This is a genomic window from Paenarthrobacter ilicis, from assembly GCF_016907545.1.
GTDB classification, from domain to species: domain Bacteria; phylum Actinomycetota; class Actinomycetes; order Actinomycetales; family Micrococcaceae; genus Arthrobacter; species Arthrobacter ilicis.
Genome location: NZ_JAFBCD010000001.1, coordinates 509,326 through 526,433, shown reverse-complemented (window position 1 = coordinate 526,433; position 17,108 = coordinate 509,326). Strand labels below are relative to the sequence as shown.

Below are 17,108 nucleotides of genomic sequence, written 5' to 3'. Positions count from 1 at the left end.
GGGTTGCGGTCCTTGCAGAAGCCCACAATCCCGGCGTGCAGGCTCCCTTCTGTCACAGTCGGCGGGTCAGTTGTTGGTTGCCAACAGACGAACCTTGACCACGCTGATGTGCTCCGCGGAGAGGATCTCCAGACGTTCGTCCCCGTTGATGTACCGGCCTTCACTCAACCCGCCATCGGTCAGCACAAGTTCCCGGATTGAATCGAGCTCAACGTCCGCTCCAGGCTTGTGGAAGTCCACTTGCGCTCCTTGGCCGACCACCACGAACTCATGGGAGTTGATGGCAAGAACCATTCCTAAAGGACGGTCGTCTCCGGGAGTAGGGCCATGGGTAGCGGCAACCGTTTCACCAGGAAGTTCCGGTGCAGGCGGAACCCTCACGCCAGCGTCAAGGAGCATACCTTCAAGCAGCTTTCTGGCGTTTCGGACGGTGATGGTAATACCGGCCAGTTCCGAGCTGACGGACTCGATGTCGTCTTCAAGCGCGAAACCGATAATCCGCCCATCGCGCTGTGCATCCACAATTTCCGGGGTGAGGGCTTTGATGATCCGGCTTGCCGTACTGAACTGGTTGCCTTCCCTGCCTTCCTCGATACCAAAGACGTTGTAGCCGAGGCCTCCGAAGCCGCCGATTGCCAGAAACGCATCGCCGGCGCGGAAACGCGCTTCGGGAATAAACAACGGGTTCCGGTCCGAAGCATACTGGCGCATGATTTCTGCCGAGTTGGGCACATAAATATCGGGCGCCAGGAAGTCGATAGCTGGCGCTGCAGCCTGCCACACCGGGATCATGCGTGCGGTTGGTCCTCCGCTGGGATACTGGCCGGGCAGTTCCTGCCCACGTTGGGGTCCGAGCCAAGCGTTTGTATACGCAGGGAGCGGAAGGATGTCCTTTCCAGCCGCCGCCAAGCCACCCACAAAGGAGGCGAAACCCCACGCCATGAAAGTCTCTTCACCAAGCGGGTGGTTATCACCAAAGAGGTCAGCCCAACTCCTGCGAAGGCCTGCATTCGCACTGAATACGCGCACTAATTCGGGGTCAAAAGAATCCGGTGCTTCAGATACCGCTGTCAACAGCGCTTCGGGAACCGGCGCATTCCAGATGGTCTCGGCCAGGGCGCTACGGTCCCTTCCGGCGCCCAACATGCCAACTTCGTTCTCAACCTGAACCATGATGACTGTATGGTCGGGGTCGATCATGGCCACATGGCGCATCAGCGCAGTGTAAGCAGCCCGGTCCGCTTCAAAGAGATTTCGCGAAAAGACGGAGAGACTTGGCCTCGGCATGGACCCTGGATAGGAAAAGGGTGTTTTCAGGGGTTGGGTACCCTTGTCCGCGCGTGGGAAGCGCACACGGTCGGCACGTACCCAGCGTGGTGCGTAGGTCGAGTGCGCGTTCTTGAACGCCCCAAACCAAATCATCACCAAACGGACCCCGGCGGACCGGGCGTCCTGCACCAAACCGTCCACCACCGAAAAATCGAGACGCCCTTCCACCGATTCCACTTGTTCCCATGTCACCGGAGCTATCACGGAGTTGATACCGGCCGCTGCCAGCTTCTCCCAGACGGGAGACATGTAGTTCCGATCTGATGCACTGGAGTTATGCAGTTCTCCGCCGACGCAAAGAAACGGCTTTCCGTCCACGATGAGTCGGACGTGCCCGCCAGTCCGCTCAAGCCGCGGAAGGTTCCCTCCGGAGGTGATTTCTTCCTGGGCTGCAGGGTTCGGGTATGACATGGTGAATTAGTCCTTTTTGTGGTTTGTGGGCAAGGTGGCGTTATTCAACGGCTGGTACCCGTTCTGTGATGCCCGGATCCTGTCAATGGTTTCCATGATGTCCAACGTGTCCTGCCACGGCATGACCGGGCTTTCTTGCTTCCCGGCGCGAAGTTGCCGGGCGACTTCCATGATTTCGTACCGCAGTCCCGGCCCTTCAATGGGCGTTTTGTAGAGGTGTTCCTCCACTGTGCCCGGCCCATGGGTGTTGTACACGGAGAGGCCCACCTCCTGGGGGCACTGGTGCGGTGCGGGCAAACTGATGTAGCCCGTGGAACCCAGGATCCTGGCCTGGTTGGGCAGGGGACTTGTCACGGACGACCGGATTGTTGCGGTGCCGCGGGAGAACGACAGGAGGGCGGATGTATCAAGGTCCGCACCTGAATCGTTGAGCTGGCTACTGGCCGCAACATCCGTGGGGCGCCCCAACATCCAATGGGCCAGTTGGACGGGATAGACGCCCAGCTCCAAGAGGCTTCCTCCACCCATGCGGGCGTCGTGCACCCGGCTGATCCGGCCGGGTCCCTCCGACGGCATGGGAAAGCCAAAGCTGGCTTCAACCCCACGCACCTCCCCGATGGCCCCGCTGTCCACCAACTGCCGGAGCTTGACGTACGCAGGCAGGAACCGCGACCACATGGCTTCCATCGCAAAGAGGCCACGGCGCCGGGCCGTCTCAACGATTGCCAAGGCTTCGGCGTGGTTGAGGGCGAAAGGCTTCTCGATCAGCACATGCTTCCCCGCTTCAAGGAACATGATGGTGTGTTCCTTGTGGAGACCGGCCGGCGTGGAAATGTACACCACGTCGATATCGGGATCCGCTGCGAGGTCCTCCAGGGATCCGTGGGATTTCCCAACGCCGTGGAGGCCACGCAGTGCGGCAGAGGCGCCGGAATTGCGGGAGGCCACTCCGGCGATGATGGTGCCGTCCAGTCCGGCGAGGGCGCCCGCGAATTCGCGGGCGATCCCTCCGGTACCGGCCAGCCCCCACCGCAAGGGAGAATCACCCATGCTTGGCCTGCAATTGCCGGACCAGCGCGTGCTGGCGACGCACCTGTTCACGTCCGCGGTACGGCTCACGCCGGCCTTCGTATTCGCTGGACAGCCACCCTTCCCATCCTGCGTCCTGGAGGGTCGTCACTATGTCTTCCCATGGCACATGAAGGTCATGCAGGTTTTCATCGATTTCAAAGAACTTGGCCTGGATGAAGTGGACGTGGGGAAGGATCCCAGCCAGGTCAGCCATGGGGACTGCCAGCGGTTCCAGGAAGGCGGGCCGCTTGCCGTCTTCGACTTCAATACCTTCATGCCCGTCATCCACGGCAGCAGTCTGGAAGATGCCGGTATCCACCAGCAGCTTGAAGTGCTTGGAGCCGGTCCGCTCGATGAAATCGATGTAACCCTGCGTTACCGGATGCTTGATGGGTGTGGGGCTGTGGATCTCGGGGCAGATGACGATGTCCAATTCCTGTGCCCGGTCCAGCGACCGTTCAACCACACCTTCCCAGATGGGATGCGGATCCAGCTGGAAGGAGGTCACCCCGAACTTGGGACGGATGGAGCTGAAGCCCAGCTGCGAGGCGAGCCTGAGGTCCAGTTGCAGCTGCGCCGCTCCCTCATCCTCGGTCAGGTCCCGGTCATGCCACATGGCAGTGTCGATCCAGGATCCATAGTTTGTTGGAGTCAGGGAATAGCGCTCCAGCATGGCGTGCCAGTGGTCGATCCATGCGGGATCCGGCGTGGGGTAACCGGGGATGTTCCCTTCGCCCAGGATCTCGATGCCTGTGGCCCCCATGTCGGCAATATCCGCCATCACGTCTTCCAAGCTCATGGACGTGTAGATGTCACCGGAATAGCTGTACGTGGAGACAGCGTGGCGGATTCCCCCGGTGGGGACGGAAGGGACGATCGTGGCTTGCGCAGAAGCGGGGAAGGCGGAACGCGAGACTGCCGGCGGGAAATAGGGCCGGCGGAGGTAGATGGTGACCTCGATCGTGTGGACGCCGGCCGAGAGGCCTCCCGGTTTGGGTACCGTGATGGTTGCGTATTCGTCCAGCTGCCACCGGACATCCGTGGTTGCCTTCAGTGAGTCCAAGGTGTGGGTCTGCCCTTGGAGCGTCCACAACGGCACGTGCGACTCCCAGTGCTCACCATCCACCGTGACCTCGACGCCGTCCAGCAAGCTGGCCGCCGTGCCCCGGTAGTTCGGATTGCGCAGGACAACCTGGAAGCCGGTGATGCGACCGTTTTCTTCAACGTTCTTGAATCCACGGCCTTGAATGATGCTTCGTTCCAACATGGTGCTAATTCCTTTCGGCATGGAGGGCACGGACAATGTCCCGTGCACCCCGGATGGCCAGTGCTACGGAGGTGAGCGTCGGGTTGCAGGCTGTTGCGGTGGGAATGACTCCGTTGCCCGCAACATAGAGCCCTGCAACGTCCCAGACACGGGATTCGGGCGAGCAAACAGAGGTCCCGTCAGGGGTCTTTCCCATCCGGACTGTTCCCTGGTAGTGCAACGAGGCTCCTGCAGGGAGGGTCATGGGATCGGCATTCAGTGGCTCCCCCAGGGCTGCAGCCGCGCGCCGGACCGACCTTCCCGCAGCCGCGATGGACTCCTTGTCCCGGTCCGTCAGCTGGTAGTGGATGCTCATGGCGGGCATGCCGTAGGCATCCACGCGGTCATCGTCAAAAGCCACCCGGTCGGAGGCCTGGATGTCTTTCGCGCAGAACCAGCCCAAGCCAACAATGGATCCCGGGGCCGGCACATCAGCCGAGGCCAACGGCACCGGCGAGGCGTCCAGCTGCATCACTTGGCCGTGAAACGGTTCTTCATCGGTGTAAGGGACCCAGCTGACCCCGCTCTGGGGAGTGATGGCGGTACCGCTCGACGGCGTGGAGGTCACCGCAGCTTCGGGGATGTCCCGCAGCCGGACTGCGAAAACGGTCTGGGGTTGGTCGTTGAGGTAGCGGCCCAGAGCTTCGGGGCGGACTCCGGAGGCCCACAACAGCTGGGGCGTCCGCAAACTGTCGCCAGCCACCACCACGTAATCGGCGTGCACGGCGTGCTCGTCCCCGGAGAGCATGTCCCGGACAACCACACCCCTGGCCCTTCCATCTTCCACCAGCACCCGTGTCACCAAGGCATCGGCGTAGAGCGAGTGGTGTGGGTTGGACCTGCCGGCTTCGCCGTACACCACGTCCGATCCCGCCCAGGTGACCGAACCGTCGTCGCCGGTTTCCACAGCCAGGGGCATGACGCTTACCTTGCGGTCAGCGGGCCGGCCCGGGTCCAGGGCACCGGACAAACGACGCCGGACCTCATCAGCCAGCGGCGCGCCGGCGAAAGCGCTGGTGCTGACCTTAAGGAGTCGTTCGCCTTCCGTGAGGAGGTCATCCAGGTCAGGGATAAAGGGAATCCGTTCCTGGCCGCCGGGACGTGGGCAGGCAGCTGTCCAGTGCGCCCCCATGCCGCCAACGTTGCTGGACATGGCAGCAGCCGGCAGGCCATCCTCTCCGGGCTGGCGGTAGCCGGAGTCCAGGAGGTACGTGCCGGGCCGGACAAGCCGGGGAGGACCGTCCACTTCTCCGGACCGGGCACCCGACAGGGACGGCTCCAAACCCTGCGAGCGGCGCTGGGCCGAGGCGCGTTCTTCGGGGTTTGCAATGTTCTTGACGTGCAGGCCCGGGCGCTCCGTCAGCTGGGGACCAACTTCAAAGGAGGCAATGCGGGTTTGCGGGGATTCTTCACTGATGATGCGCGCATATGCTGCACCGGTGGGGCCGCTGCCCACGATGGCAACATCCACGTGTGAGGGGAATTCTCTGGTCATGAGGTGGTCTTTCCTGGGTTTTTGAGCGCACTGAATCAGCCCCAAGGGTGTTCGTCGCTGGTGTGGACGGCGGATGCCGTGGTGCGTGAGCCGGAGGCCCCGGGCGCATTCGCCCGGAGCCAAAGCCCACCTTCTATGCGGCTTTCATGGACTCCGCCAGTTTCTTGCGTGCAGCGCGGCGCTCAGCCTGGCGGCGGGGGTTGGGAACCGGTGCCGCCAGAAGGAGCTGCTGGGTGTAAGGATGCTGCGGGGTGGACGTCACCTGGGCGGAAGGCCCTTGCTCCACAATGCCGCCGCGGTTCATGACGGCCACCCGTTGGCTGATGTGCCTGACGACGGCGAGGTCGTGGGTAATGAAGAGGTACGCCACGCCTGTTGATTCCTGGATTTCGCTGAAGAGCTCCAGCACCCGGGATTGTGTGGACAGGTCCAGGGCACTCACGGGTTCGTCACAGACAATCAGCTGGGGATCCCGTGACAGCGCCCGCGCAATGGCGATGCGTTGCCGTTGTCCGCCGGAGAATTCCCGTGCCAGCCGCCGGCCGGAGTCGGCAGGCAGGTGCACCCTTTCCAGGAGTTCACCCACTTTCCTTTCCGCCTCCGCTTTGGATGTTCCGGCCACCAGCAGTGGCTCCGTGAGGATGTCCCCCACCACCATGGCCGGGTTCAGGGAAGTGTACGGATCCTGGAAGACCACTTGGATGTCTTTGCTGAGTTGCCGACGCGCACGTTTGTCCACGCCGGAAATGACGCGGCCCTGGAACGTGATGGTGCCCTTGGTGACCGGGGCCAAACCCAGGACGGCTCGTCCCAGGGTGGATTTACCTGAGCCGGATTCACCCACCAGACCCACGGTTTCTCCGCGTCCTACAGTGAGCGAGACGCCGTCCAGGGCACGGAAGGGACGCCCGCGCCATGTCCTGGAGGGGTACTCCACCACCAGGTCTTCAATGGCCAGCAGGGCCGTTGATTTTGCGGATGCCAGGTGCTCGCTCATGGCTGGGGCTCCTTCTGGAGTGCTGGGGTGACGGCTTCCCGGGAGGTGAAATCCATGGTCACGGCGTCGGAGGGCGTCGTGTCCTCCAGTGATGCCGCCAGGAGCTCCCGGGTGTACTCGTGGCTGGGATTGTCAAAGAGTTGATCCGCGCTGGACGTTTCAACAATGAGTCCCTGGCGCATGACTGCCACCCTGTCGGCCAGGTCTGCCACCACACCGAAGTTGTGGGTCACCAGGATGACTCCCATGTTGCCTTCAGATTGAAGTTCACGGATCAGGTCCAGGACTTCGGCTTGAACAGTCACATCCAGGGCCGTGGTGGGTTCATCGGCGATCAAGAGGTCGGGCTTGCAGCTGACCGCTCCGGCGATCAGGACGCGCTGCGCCATGCCGCCGGAGATCTGGTGCGGATAGGAGTCGAACACACGCCGGGGGTTTGCGATTCCCACGCGTTCAAGGAGCGCCAAGGCCTCGGCTTTCGCGGCGGCCCGGGACAAACCCAGGTGGTGCCGCATGGGCTCGGTGAGCTGCGCGCCAACGCGGAAGGTGGGGTCGAGGTTGGACATGGGCTCCTGGGGGATGTACCCGATCCGCTTTCCGCGCAGGGCGTTCATTGCGCCGGAACCCAAGCCCCGCAGGTCCTTGCCATCAAAGGTCATGGTGACGGCGGACGTCCGGGCGTTCACGGGTAGCAGTCCCAGGACAGAGAACGCTGTTTGGGACTTGCCCGAGCCGGACTCCCCCACGATTGCCAGGATTTCGCCTCGGCGCACCGACAGGTCAACACCATGCACCACCGTGGTTTCTGAACCATCGGCCTGGGGGTAGCTCACTTTCAGGCCTTGGACCGCAAGCAGTGCTTTCTCGTCGGCCTTCCCAGCCTGTCCATCCAGAGCGGCCTCCACCAGAGCGGTACCGCCGTTGACCTGCGCAGGCTGGCGCCGCCGTCGGGCCTTTGATACCCGTGACCCGCCCTCCATTGCGTCACGCAGCGAGTTGCCCAGGAGGCTGAAGGCCGTCACTGTGCAAATGATGGCGATCGCGGGCCACAGCAGAAGCTGCGGACTGGTGTAGATGTTCTGGAAAGCGTCGCTAAGCATGCCTCCCCAGCTGGCCTGGTTTGCCGAGCCCAGGCCAAGGAAGTCCAGGCCGGCCTGGATGGCAACCGCTATTCCGGCCAACTGGGAGATCTGGATGATGGTGGGGGCGATCACCACCGGGAGAACGTGGCGGGCCATGATCCGGCCATCGCTGAGGCCGGAAACCCTTGCGGCGTCAACGTAGAGTTCCTCGCGGACAGCAATGACGGATGAGCGCACCAGCCTGAAAACCGCAGGAGCTATCAGCACGCCAAAAACTGTCATGGCCAGTTCAGTGCTGCGCCCGAACTGTGCCAGAACAACCAGCAGGACAACGATTGCCGGAGCGGCCATCAGCAGGCTGCTGAGCCAGTTCGCCACACCATCAAACCAGCCCTTGTAATACCCGGCGATCAGGCCGGCGGGCAGGCCCAGGAGCACTGCCACACCGGCAACAATCAGGGAGCCCGTCAGGCTGGTGCGGCCGCCGTAGAGCAGTTGGGCGAAGACATCGCGTCCCACGCCGTCCGTGCCCAGCGGGGAACCGGGTCCTGCCGGCGCCAGGGCGTTGGCTATCTGTGAGGCGGTCGGGCTTGCGGAGGTGAGCAATGGCGCCGCAATGCTCACCACTGCCACCAGCACCAAGTAAACGAAACAAGCCACAGCGATCGGATCTTTCAGAAGCCTCCGCACAACGCCGGCTCGAGGTGCTGCCTTGGGGTTCACGGCCGGACCGCCGGCCTGGATGTTGGTCACAGTCATGATGCCCGTACTTTCGGATTGAGGAAGCCCAACAGGATGTCCACCAGGAGGTTTACGATGACCACCAGGACCACCATCACCACCACGACTCCCAGTACCACCGGCACGTCACCTTGGCCCGCGGCAGAGGCCGCGCGGTTGCCGACACCTGTCAGGGCAAAAACCTTCTCAATAATCACGGCGCCGCCCAGCAGGGCGATGAACTGAAGTGACAGAACTGTCAGGGAAGCCGGTGCGGCATTCCGGAGTGCGTGTTTGATCAGGATGCTTCGTGAAGGGAGTCCCCTGCTGCGCAGGGTCCTGATGAAGTCCTTTTGAAGAACGTCGATCATGGAACCGCGCGTTTGGGTTGCCACGGTTCCGATTGCCCCGATGGCCAGGGCGAAGGCCGGGAGGGTGATGGAGGCCAACCACTGACCCGGATCATCGGACGGGCTGACGTATCCCAAGGCCGGGAACATCTTCAGTTGGACTGCGAAGACCAGGGAAAGGATGATTCCCACCAAAAAGTTGGGAACCGCGAAGGCGACGATGGAGATGGTCTGGAGAACCTTGTCCAACCAGCCGCCGCGGACGGCTGCCACGACGCCCAGGGCGACGCTGACTACTGCAGTGAGGACGACGGCGGCAATCACCACGGACAGCGACACCGGCAATGCTTGCCCAATGAGCTTGGTGACGGGCTGATTGCTCGCCCAGGACTTTCCAAGATCGCCGGTGATGGCCGATCCCAGCCAGTCGAAGTAACGGGTGAGGACCGGTTGGTCCAGGCCGAGTTCAGCATTCTTGGCCGTTACTTGTGCAGGGGTCGCGTTGTTGCCCAGGATGCGGCGGGCGGGATCGGATCCCGCCAGCGCAGTGAGGAAAAAGGTCAGTGTGGAGACTGCGAAGACCAGGATGAGGCCGGCGCCGAGCCGGCGGAACAGGAACGTTATCATGAGTGGCTCTCAGTGTGATGATGGACGTGATCGTTGCCAGCTCGGCGCCAGTGGACTACTTGGCGGGGGCGAAGTTGTAGAGCGGCGGGACGGTGACGTTGGCTTGGCCGGAGGTCTTGACGTCCTTGGATGTTACGTAGGCGCCTTCTTCGAAGTACCACGGCGCGAACCAGGCTTGGTCCACCACATACTTGTTCAGTTCACGCAGTGCACTGTCCCGGCCGGCGTCGTCAGAGGTCCTTGCGGTGTCCAGCAGTTGCACAATCTTGGGATCGTTCACGTGGTACGGGTTGAACAAGGCATCCGGCGCCACGGCCAACTGTGTGGAGTCCCAGGCTCCGGCCGAGGTGAGGCTGAAGAAGTTCATGGGCCACTTTGCACCGATAATGCTTCCCACCACCTGGTCAGCAGTGATCGGTTCGTAAGTGACGGTGATCCCGATTGCTGCCATGGCTTCGGTCATCGCAGCCTGCGCACCCGGGTACACGGGGGAGAAGTCAGGAAGCTTCATGGAAAAGCCTGACGCGTAACCGGCCTCGGCCATAAGCTTCTTGGCCTTTTCCACGTCGTAAGGATAGGTATTGTCGAGTGCGGCGTCGTAAGCCCCGGTGTTGGGCCCAAATATCTGGGCCGTCTTGGTGCCACGTCCATCGCCCAGGGTCTTCAGGATGGTATCGCGGTCCATCGCGTAGTTGATCGCCTGGCGTACACGGACATCACCCAAAGCCGGGGTGTTTTTGCCTTCCCGATCCCACAACCAGATCCCCTGAACTGAACCGTTGGTGTAGGAGACAACGTTCATTCCGGCGTCTTTTGCGCCTTTTGCGAGATCGTTGGTGGTTGCAGCCACGCCCTGGAGCTGGCCGGCGCGGAGGCCGTTCAATGCCGCGGCAGAGTTTTCGAGAAGCTTGATATCGACTTCGTTGTAGGGGTACGCATCCTTGTGCCAGTAGTTGGCATTCCGGGTGAAGACATATTTGTCTCCGGCGGTGCTCTTGCTCTGGTCAAGGACGTAGGGACCGGAGCCGATCGGGTTGGTCTTCAGGTCTGCGCTGTCCAGCGCCTTGGGGCTTGCCATGAATCCGCTGGACCGTCCCAGGCTTGCCAGGAGGGAGGGATCCGGATCCTTGAGCTTGAGGACCACGTGGGTGGCATCGGTAACTTCAACGGTGTCCAGGGCTTTCAGCGATGACCCGGCTTCGCCCTTGCCGGCCTTTGCCTTGAGCAGGTTGGCCTTGACGGCTTCTCCGTCCAAGGGTGTCTCGTCAGTGAACTTCACGTCGTCCCGCAGGGTGAGGGTGAGGTTCTTACGGGAATCGTCGTAGGACCACTGGGTTGCCACGTTGGGGACGGGCCCACCGTTCTCGTCCAGGTTCAGCAGGGAATCATAGACAGCTTGGTAGTAGTGGTTTTCAGGTCCTGCAGCAGGCATCTCGCCCGGTACGAACGACGTAGGAACCTGCACCACGCCCAGCGACAGCGAGCCGGTCTGGGAGGCAGCCGATCCGCCACTTTGGGCTCCGCTGCAGCCGGAAGCGGTGATCAGGATGGACACCGCCACTGCTGAGGTCAGGAAACTTCTTCTCTTCATGTCTGCTCCATTGGGACTGAGGACCCCCAGGCTTCGCTTGATCACCTGATGATCCAGGCGGCGGCTGTCGGGGTAGAGGAAAGGGGGAACAACTAAACGGTGCTGGTTAGCTTTGCTCCTGCAACAGACTTTAGTTCCGTAGGAACATATGTGTCAATAGTCACTTTAGCCGGTGACCATTTGTTCGTCAGTGGCCCGCGGCCAGGCGGTGAAGGTTCGCCGCCTGCCCCAACGGCGATCCCTGCTCAATCCACAACCCCAACGCGGACTGGGCGAAGAGTTGCTCTACGGCCATGAGGCTGGCCCCCACCACCCCTTCCTGGAAGTCCAGGGAGGCAGTGCGCAGGGTCAGCTTCTCCGTCGCCAGCTTGGTGCTCCGCCTCATCACGGTCTCGGCCAGGGCTTCGAACGCCTGCTCGCCACTGCGGAGCATGCCGCCGCCCACCACCACCACGCCGGGGTTGATGAAGTTGACCAGGCTCGACACCGTTGCGCCTACCGTGCGCGCGCCGTCCACCACCGCACGCGAGGCCAGGCTGTCCCCCCGCGATGCGGCGATGCCGATGTCCTCGGGAGTGAGCTTTCCCCTTTCAGCCAATCGCGACGAGAGATACGGGCTGCTCGAGGCAACCGGCGTCAATTGCTGGACCAGGCCCCACCCGCCGGTTACTGCTTCCAGGCATCCTGTCTCGCCACATCGGCAGTTGAGGCCTGGATCGTCACTGACCTTGACGTGCCCAATATCGCCGGCAGCACCCGTGTCGCCGCGATACACGGACCCTCCGGAAACCAGGCCGGAACCAATGCCCGTGCCCACCTTGACGTAGAGGAGATCGCGCCGATCGGAAGGGTGTCCACGGTGCCACTCGCCCAGCGCCATGAGGTTGACATCGTTATCAACCCACACCGGGGCGTCGTAGCGTTCCCGCAGCCAGGAGCGGACGCTGAAACCATCCCAGCCCGGCATGATCGGCGGTGCCACCAGCTGTCCGGTACCAAAATTGACCGGCCCCGGGACTCCCACACCGATTGACCAGGGCTGCGTCTTTGTCCGCTTGGCAAGCCGCTGGAACATGTCCTGCAGCTGGTCCATGGTGGCTTCCGGACCCTCCGAAATGTCCCAGTCGCGGTGCATCGCTGCAACCGGCGCGCCGTCCAGGTCCGACACGGCCGCCCTTATTTCACCGGCACCCATCAGCCCTGCGTAAACATGCCCGGCGTCGGCCTTGAAGCGGAGCTGCCTGGGCGCGCGGCCACCACCGGAGGGCGCGAAATCACCGTCTTCAAGCAGCCCCACGGCCATCGCCTGCTGGACGCGCTGGGCCACCAGCTTCCTGCCCAACCCCGTGGCCTGCTCCAGGGCAGGGCGGGTCAACGCTTCCCCGGTCCTAACGAGGTTGACCAGCCGGGCATAGATGAATGCGTCCTGCGGGGACGGTTGGGTATTCACGGCGGCCTCCAGAGCTGCGACGGCTTGTTTCTCCACTTTTGTTCCTGTAGAACATATGTTACATCTCACTTCCCAGGCAGGAAAGCGTACGGCTTCTGCCTCAGAGCCTGGAGAACAACACTATGTCCACGCCACCAGTTACCCGGCGCTCCCGGAGCGGAACCACCGGACCGGCGCCGCTGAACACCGATCCCGCTCCGTTGTTCGAACAATTCGTCACGCCCCCGGATGCTGCCCGCCCGCGGGCTTGGTGGCATTGGATGGACGGCAATGTGAATGAAGACGGCATAGACGCCGACCTTGCGTGGCTGAAAGGGATAGGCGCAGGCGGCGTCCAGATGTTCTTCGGTTCTTTTGGGGCACCGGCATTGGTGGAACAGCCAGTGAAGTTCCTCTCCAAAGAATGGCAGTCAGCTGTGCGCAGGGCGGCATCGCAGACCAAGCGACTGGGCATGGAACTGTCAGTGGCAACCTCAGCGGGCTGGAGTGCCACGGGTGGGCCATGGGTTGCACCGGAAGCCGGGATGAAGAAAGTGGTGTGGTCAACCACCGTCATCGAATCAGCGCACCTCCCCTGCCAACTGCCCACGCCACCCACAGCCTCAGGCCCATTCCAGGACGTCCCCTGCGCCGCAACGCGCCACGTCACGGCGGAAATACCGGACTTCTACAAGGACATCGCTGTCCTGGCCTTCCCCGCCAAGGAGGGCCACCGCTCCCTGATTCCCGCCTCCATCACGTGCAGCTCAACGGTGACAGGCGGTCCGGGCCTCGAAGACCTGGCTGACGGCACCTTCTGGCCACCGGTGGTGATCGATGCCAGCCCACGGATCACCATCACTGCTGACTACTCAGAGCCGGTGACCGTCACATCTGCCCGTGTGGGACTCCCTGCGTTCGTCGGATTCGGCGGAGGTCCCCTCCCGGAGGCTGTGCTCGAAGCCAGCAATGACAACCAGGCGTTCTGGCCGGTGGCGGATTTCCAAGGAACCAAGGCTCCAGTCCGCTCCTTGTCATTCCCCGCACAGGAGGCCCGCTACTTCCGGCTGGTGATCACCACGCCCCCTTCAGGCAGCGCCCCCGTTGCCGCAGGCATCAAGCCCTTGACGTTTCCCAGTGCCGGCTCCGGCGTCAAAGTGTCGTGCTTCCAATTGTTCGGCGGCTCGCGGGTTTCCCGCGCTGAGGAGAAAGCCGGCTTCGCCCCCGTTGCTGACTACTACGCGCTGGAAGCTGAAGCAGCCGACGTCCGGGAGGCCGTGCCCGTGGATGAGGTAGTGGACGTCACCGGCTACGTTGACGCCGACGGGATACTCAGCTGGGCTCCGCCGGCAGGACGTTGGACCGTGCTCAGGCTGGGCTATTCACTCACCGGACATGTGAACGCCCCGGCAGCGGCGGAAGCAACCGGCTTGGAAGTGGACAAACTGGACGCCGGCCACGTAACGGATTATCTGCACACGTACCTTGGCTTTTTCCGGGACGCCCTGGGCAAAGAACCGGACGCCCTGGCCGGGATCGATGCCCTCCTCAGCGACAGCATCGAGTCCGGGCCGCAGAACTGGACCCACAACATGCTCAGCGAGTTTCAGACCCGTCGGGGGTACAGCCTCCTGCCATGGCTCCCGGCACTGACCGGAATCCTGATGGAAGGAACCCGGGAAAGTGACGCCTTCCTGTGGGACTTCCGGAGGACCATCTCCGAACTCCTCGCGGAAAACCATTACGGAACCATCGCATCAATCGCCGCCGGCCATGGAATGGATTACTACGCGGAGGCCCTGGAGGATCACCGGCCCCAGTTGGGGGACGACCTGGAGATGCGCTCGCATGCCGACGTTCCCATGGGAGCCATGTGGTGCTACCCGCCGGAGAGTGGACCGCGCCCAACCTTCGTGGCGGATCTCAGGGGTGCGGCCTCCGTTTCGCACGTCTACGGCAAGCCACGGACAGGCGCGGAGTCGATGACTGCCTTTGGACAGCCCTTCCGCTACACACCCGCCATCCTCAAGCCGATCGTGGACATGGAGTTTGCCCTGGGCGTGAACCTGATCAACATCCACACGTCCCCGCATCAGCCCTCAGGTGTGGAGAAACCCGGAATCACCTTGGCGCCGTACCTGGGCCAGTCCTTCTCACGCAATGAAACCTGGGCGCATGCGGCAGGACCGTGGATTGACTACCTGGCACGCTGCAGCCAGCTTCTGCAGCAAGGTACCTACGCTGCTGACATCGCCTATTTCTACGGCGAGGAGTCGCCGGTCACCGGGGTCTTCGGTGATTCCCCCGCAGAGGTCCCCCAGGGATATGGCTTTGACTTCATCAACCTCGATGGCCTCACCAACCACATCACAGTGACACCTGCGGGTGCGCTCCTCAGCAGCGGTGGGACCCGCTACAAAGCCCTCTATCTGGGTGGCACCAGCCAGCGGATGACCCTGGCCATGCTGCGGCGTCTCCAGGAACTGCTCGACGGCGGCGCAACAGTGATTGGGAAACGTCCGGAAGGATCGCCAAGCCATGGGGACGACGCCTTGGCGTGGCGGACAGCGGCGGACAAGATCTGGTACGGCGGTCACAGCCGGTTGCTGGATGGTGGGGACATCCATCACAGCAAGCTGCTGCCTGCGGCCCTGCAGGAACTCGGAATGACACCCGACTGGAGCTTCGACGCCGGCGAGGGACACTGCCTGCCGGCCATCCACAGGACCACTCCTTATGGGGAACTGTATTTCATCAGCAATCAACGGGAACGTCCCGAGAAAATCACCGCGACCTTCCGTGCAAGCTCAGGCTCCGCAGAGCTCTGGGATGCCTGCCAGGTTTCGCGGACACCCCTTCCGTCACGCCACTCGGAAGGCCACACCACAGTGGACATCACCTTGCCCCCCTTCGGTTCCGCCTTTGTGCTGCTGCGGCCGGACGATGCCACCACCTCCAGCGGGGTTGTGTCCGGGGACACCCTGGCCCTCCATGCGTCAGCGGGACTTCGGAGGACAGTGCAACTTCAAGGACCATGGGAACTGACCTTCCGTGACCTTGAGCGTGACCCGGGTTCGCTGACCCTTGATCGTGTGGCTCCGTGGGCCGGCGACGGCGCGTTTGCCCACGGCGATAGCGACATCAGGCATTTCTCCGGGACAGCCGTTTATTGCCACAATTTTGAGGTGCCGTCAGCCAGCACTAAGGCAACGTACGTGATCGATCTGGGAGAAGTACGCGACATCGCCCAGGTCTGGCTCAATGACGTGCCCCTGGGCACAGCCTGGACGTCCCCGTTCCAGGTGACGGCCTCGGAAGCCATCCGCAGCGGGCTCAATCGGCTCCGCGTCGAGGTCACCAACACTTGGTCCAACAGGTTGGCCGGTGACGCCGTGCAGGGCAACACCACAAGACCTGGATCCGAAATTTTCCACCCGGATGCGCCATTGCAGAAGTCCGGACTTGTGGGTCCCGTGCGAATCCACACCACCAACCACCCGTTAGGACAGCCATGAATCACACACCAGAGGCCCGGCCCTTGGGTGTGGCCGCTATCGGCTACGCCTTCATGGGCAAGGCCCACTCGAATGCGTGGCGGAACGTGGCCAGTTTCTTCGACGTCCCGGCCTTCGAACAAAAAGTCCTCGTAGGCCGGGACGCCATCCAGGTTGCCTATGCAGCCGGTAAGTACGGTTGGGCTGAGTCCGCCACGGACTGGCGGGAGGTGATCGAACGCGATGACATCCACATCATCGATATCTGCGCACCCGGCTGGATGCACGCCGAAATCGCCATCGCCGCGCTGGAAGCCGGCAAGCACGTACTGGTTGAAAAGCCGTTGGCCAACACCCTGGCCGAAGCCGAACTCATGACCGCAGCCGCCGCGAAAGCCCGCAAGCGTGGCGTCCAGTCCATGATCGGCTTCAACTACCGCCGCGTCCCCGCCTTGGCACTTGCCAAAGAACTCATCGCCGAAGGCCGCCTCGGCACCGTCCGGCACGTCCGCGCCGCCTACCTCCAGGACTGGCTTAGCGATCCCGAAACCCCCATGAGTTGGCGGCTGCGCAAGGAAACCGCAGGTTCCGGCGCCTTGGGAGACATCGCCTCCCACGCCGTCGACCAGATCCAATTCCTCACCGGACAGGCGGTCATGGAAGTTACCGGCACCCTGCGGACCTTTGTGGCCGAGCGCCCCGGGCCCGGCGGCCCTGAGGAAGTGACGGTGGATGATGCTGTGTGGGCCACGCTGGGCCTGACCGGGAATCTCAGCGCTTCCGTAGAGGCCTCCCGGGTGGCCACGGGCCAGAAGAACTCCCTGAAACTGGAAATTTACGGCTCGGCCGGATCACTGACGTTCGATCTGGAGAACCTGAACGAGCTCATGTTCCTGGACGCCACCGTCCCGGTCCGCGAGCAAGGCTTCCGCCGGATCCTGGTCAACGAACCCGAGCACCCCTACCTGGATGCCTGGTGGCCGCAAGGACACATCATCGGCTGGGAACACACCTTCACCCACCAGGTCCGGGACTTCCTTCTGGCGGTCCGGGACGGAAGCCAGCCATCGCCGTCGTTCGAAGACGGACTGAACGTCCAGCGCGTCCTGGACGCGGTCCAGGAGTCAGCCAACAACAAAAGTGCCATCGCGGTCGTAGGCGGTACGGGCAACAGCCAATCGCACGCAGCGTGATCCCAACCATGGA

Annotated in this window: 11 protein-coding genes; 2 read left to right on the top strand and 9 right to left on the bottom strand. The window is 62.8% G+C overall.

Annotated elements, in window-relative coordinates; all coding sequences use genetic code 11:
- Window positions 1-66: 66 nt before the first annotated feature.
- The 9 genes from JOE60_RS02525 to JOE60_RS02485 form a co-directional block, all read right to left on the bottom strand.
- Window positions 67-1,740, bottom strand: a complete 1,674-nt coding sequence (locus JOE60_RS02525) for a GH35 family beta-galactosidase (RefSeq protein ID WP_167265217.1) — start codon at window positions 1,738-1,740, stop codon at window positions 67-69.
- A 6-nt stretch (window positions 1,741-1,746) separates the two neighbouring features.
- The gene (locus tag JOE60_RS02520; RefSeq protein WP_167265219.1) at window positions 1,747-2,790 is read right to left on the bottom strand and encodes a Gfo/Idh/MocA family protein; all 1,044 of its coding nucleotides are present in this window, start codon (window positions 2,788-2,790) and stop codon (window positions 1,747-1,749) included.
- Complete coding sequence (locus JOE60_RS02515; protein WP_204814815.1) at window positions 2,783-4,078, bottom strand: C-glycoside deglycosidase beta subunit domain-containing protein; 1,296 nt, start codon at window positions 4,076-4,078, stop codon at window positions 2,783-2,785. The genes JOE60_RS02520 and JOE60_RS02515 overlap by 8 nt, the downstream gene beginning before the upstream one ends.
- A gap of 4 nt (window positions 4,079-4,082) precedes the next feature.
- Window positions 4,083-5,612, bottom strand: a complete 1,530-nt coding sequence (locus tag JOE60_RS02510; RefSeq protein WP_167265224.1) for a GMC oxidoreductase — start codon at window positions 5,610-5,612, stop codon at window positions 4,083-4,085.
- Window positions 5,613-5,745: 133 nt separating this feature from the next.
- Window positions 5,746-6,609, bottom strand: coding sequence for an ATP-binding cassette domain-containing protein (locus JOE60_RS02505; protein WP_167265226.1), 864 nt, complete (start codon window positions 6,607-6,609; stop codon window positions 5,746-5,748).
- Window positions 6,606-8,450, bottom strand: a complete 1,845-nt coding sequence (locus JOE60_RS02500) for a dipeptide/oligopeptide/nickel ABC transporter permease/ATP-binding protein (RefSeq protein WP_167265228.1) — start codon at window positions 8,448-8,450, stop codon at window positions 6,606-6,608. The genes JOE60_RS02505 and JOE60_RS02500 overlap by 4 nt, the downstream gene beginning before the upstream one ends.
- Window positions 8,447-9,388 carry an ABC transporter permease gene (locus JOE60_RS02495; RefSeq protein ID WP_167265231.1) on the bottom strand — a complete coding sequence of 314 codons (942 nt, stop codon included), beginning with the start codon at window positions 9,386-9,388 and terminating at the stop codon, window positions 8,447-8,449. Before JOE60_RS02495 ends, JOE60_RS02500 begins: the two co-directional genes overlap by 4 nt.
- Before the next feature lie 55 nt (window positions 9,389-9,443).
- Window positions 9,444-10,979 carry an ABC transporter substrate-binding protein gene (locus JOE60_RS02490; RefSeq protein ID WP_167265233.1) on the bottom strand — a complete coding sequence of 512 codons (1,536 nt, stop codon included), beginning with the start codon at window positions 10,977-10,979 and terminating at the stop codon, window positions 9,444-9,446.
- A gap of 187 nt (window positions 10,980-11,166) precedes the next feature.
- Entirely contained in the window at window positions 11,167-12,465 is a 1,299-nt protein-coding gene (locus JOE60_RS02485) for an ROK family protein (RefSeq protein ID WP_167265235.1), read from the bottom strand.
- A gap of 86 nt (window positions 12,466-12,551) precedes the next feature.
- Here JOE60_RS02485 and JOE60_RS02480 point away from each other — a divergent pair, with 86 nt between their 5' ends.
- Both JOE60_RS02480 and JOE60_RS02475 read left to right on the top strand, forming a co-directional pair.
- Complete coding sequence (locus JOE60_RS02480) at window positions 12,552-15,923, top strand: glycosyl hydrolase (protein WP_167265237.1); 3,372 nt, start codon at window positions 12,552-12,554, stop codon at window positions 15,921-15,923.
- Window positions 15,920-17,095, top strand: a complete 1,176-nt coding sequence (locus JOE60_RS02475) for a Gfo/Idh/MocA family protein (RefSeq protein ID WP_167265238.1) — start codon at window positions 15,920-15,922, stop codon at window positions 17,093-17,095. The genes JOE60_RS02480 and JOE60_RS02475 overlap by 4 nt, the downstream gene beginning before the upstream one ends.
- The last annotated feature ends 13 nt before the right edge of the window (window positions 17,096-17,108 follow it).

What these genes read in the sequence shown, in the direction of transcription:
- JOE60_RS02525 (WP_167265217.1), bottom strand. Translation starts at nt 1,740, where the DNA reads ATGTCATACCCGAACCCTGCAGCCCAGGAAGAAATCACCTCCGGAGGG.
- JOE60_RS02520 (WP_167265219.1), bottom strand. Translation starts at nt 2,790, where the DNA reads ATGGGTGATTCTCCCTTGCGGTGGGGGCTGGCCGGTACCGGAGGGATC.
- JOE60_RS02515 (WP_204814815.1), bottom strand. Translation starts at nt 4,078, where the DNA reads ATGTTGGAACGAAGCATCATTCAAGGCCGTGGATTCAAGAACGTTGAA.
- JOE60_RS02510 (WP_167265224.1), bottom strand. Translation starts at nt 5,612, where the DNA reads ATGACCAGAGAATTCCCCTCACACGTGGATGTTGCCATCGTGGGCAGC.
- JOE60_RS02505 (WP_167265226.1), bottom strand. Translation starts at nt 6,609, where the DNA reads ATGAGCGAGCACCTGGCATCCGCAAAATCAACGGCCCTGCTGGCCATT.
- JOE60_RS02500 (WP_167265228.1), bottom strand. Translation starts at nt 8,450, where the DNA reads ATGACTGTGACCAACATCCAGGCCGGCGGTCCGGCCGTGAACCCCAAG.
- JOE60_RS02495 (WP_167265231.1), bottom strand. Translation starts at nt 9,388, where the DNA reads ATGATAACGTTCCTGTTCCGCCGGCTCGGCGCCGGCCTCATCCTGGTC.
- JOE60_RS02490 (WP_167265233.1), bottom strand. Translation starts at nt 10,979, where the DNA reads ATGAAGAGAAGAAGTTTCCTGACCTCAGCAGTGGCGGTGTCCATCCTG.
- JOE60_RS02480 (WP_167265237.1), top strand. Translation starts at nt 12,552, where the DNA reads ATGTCCACGCCACCAGTTACCCGGCGCTCCCGGAGCGGAACCACCGGA.
- JOE60_RS02475 (WP_167265238.1), top strand. Translation starts at nt 15,920, where the DNA reads ATGAATCACACACCAGAGGCCCGGCCCTTGGGTGTGGCCGCTATCGGC.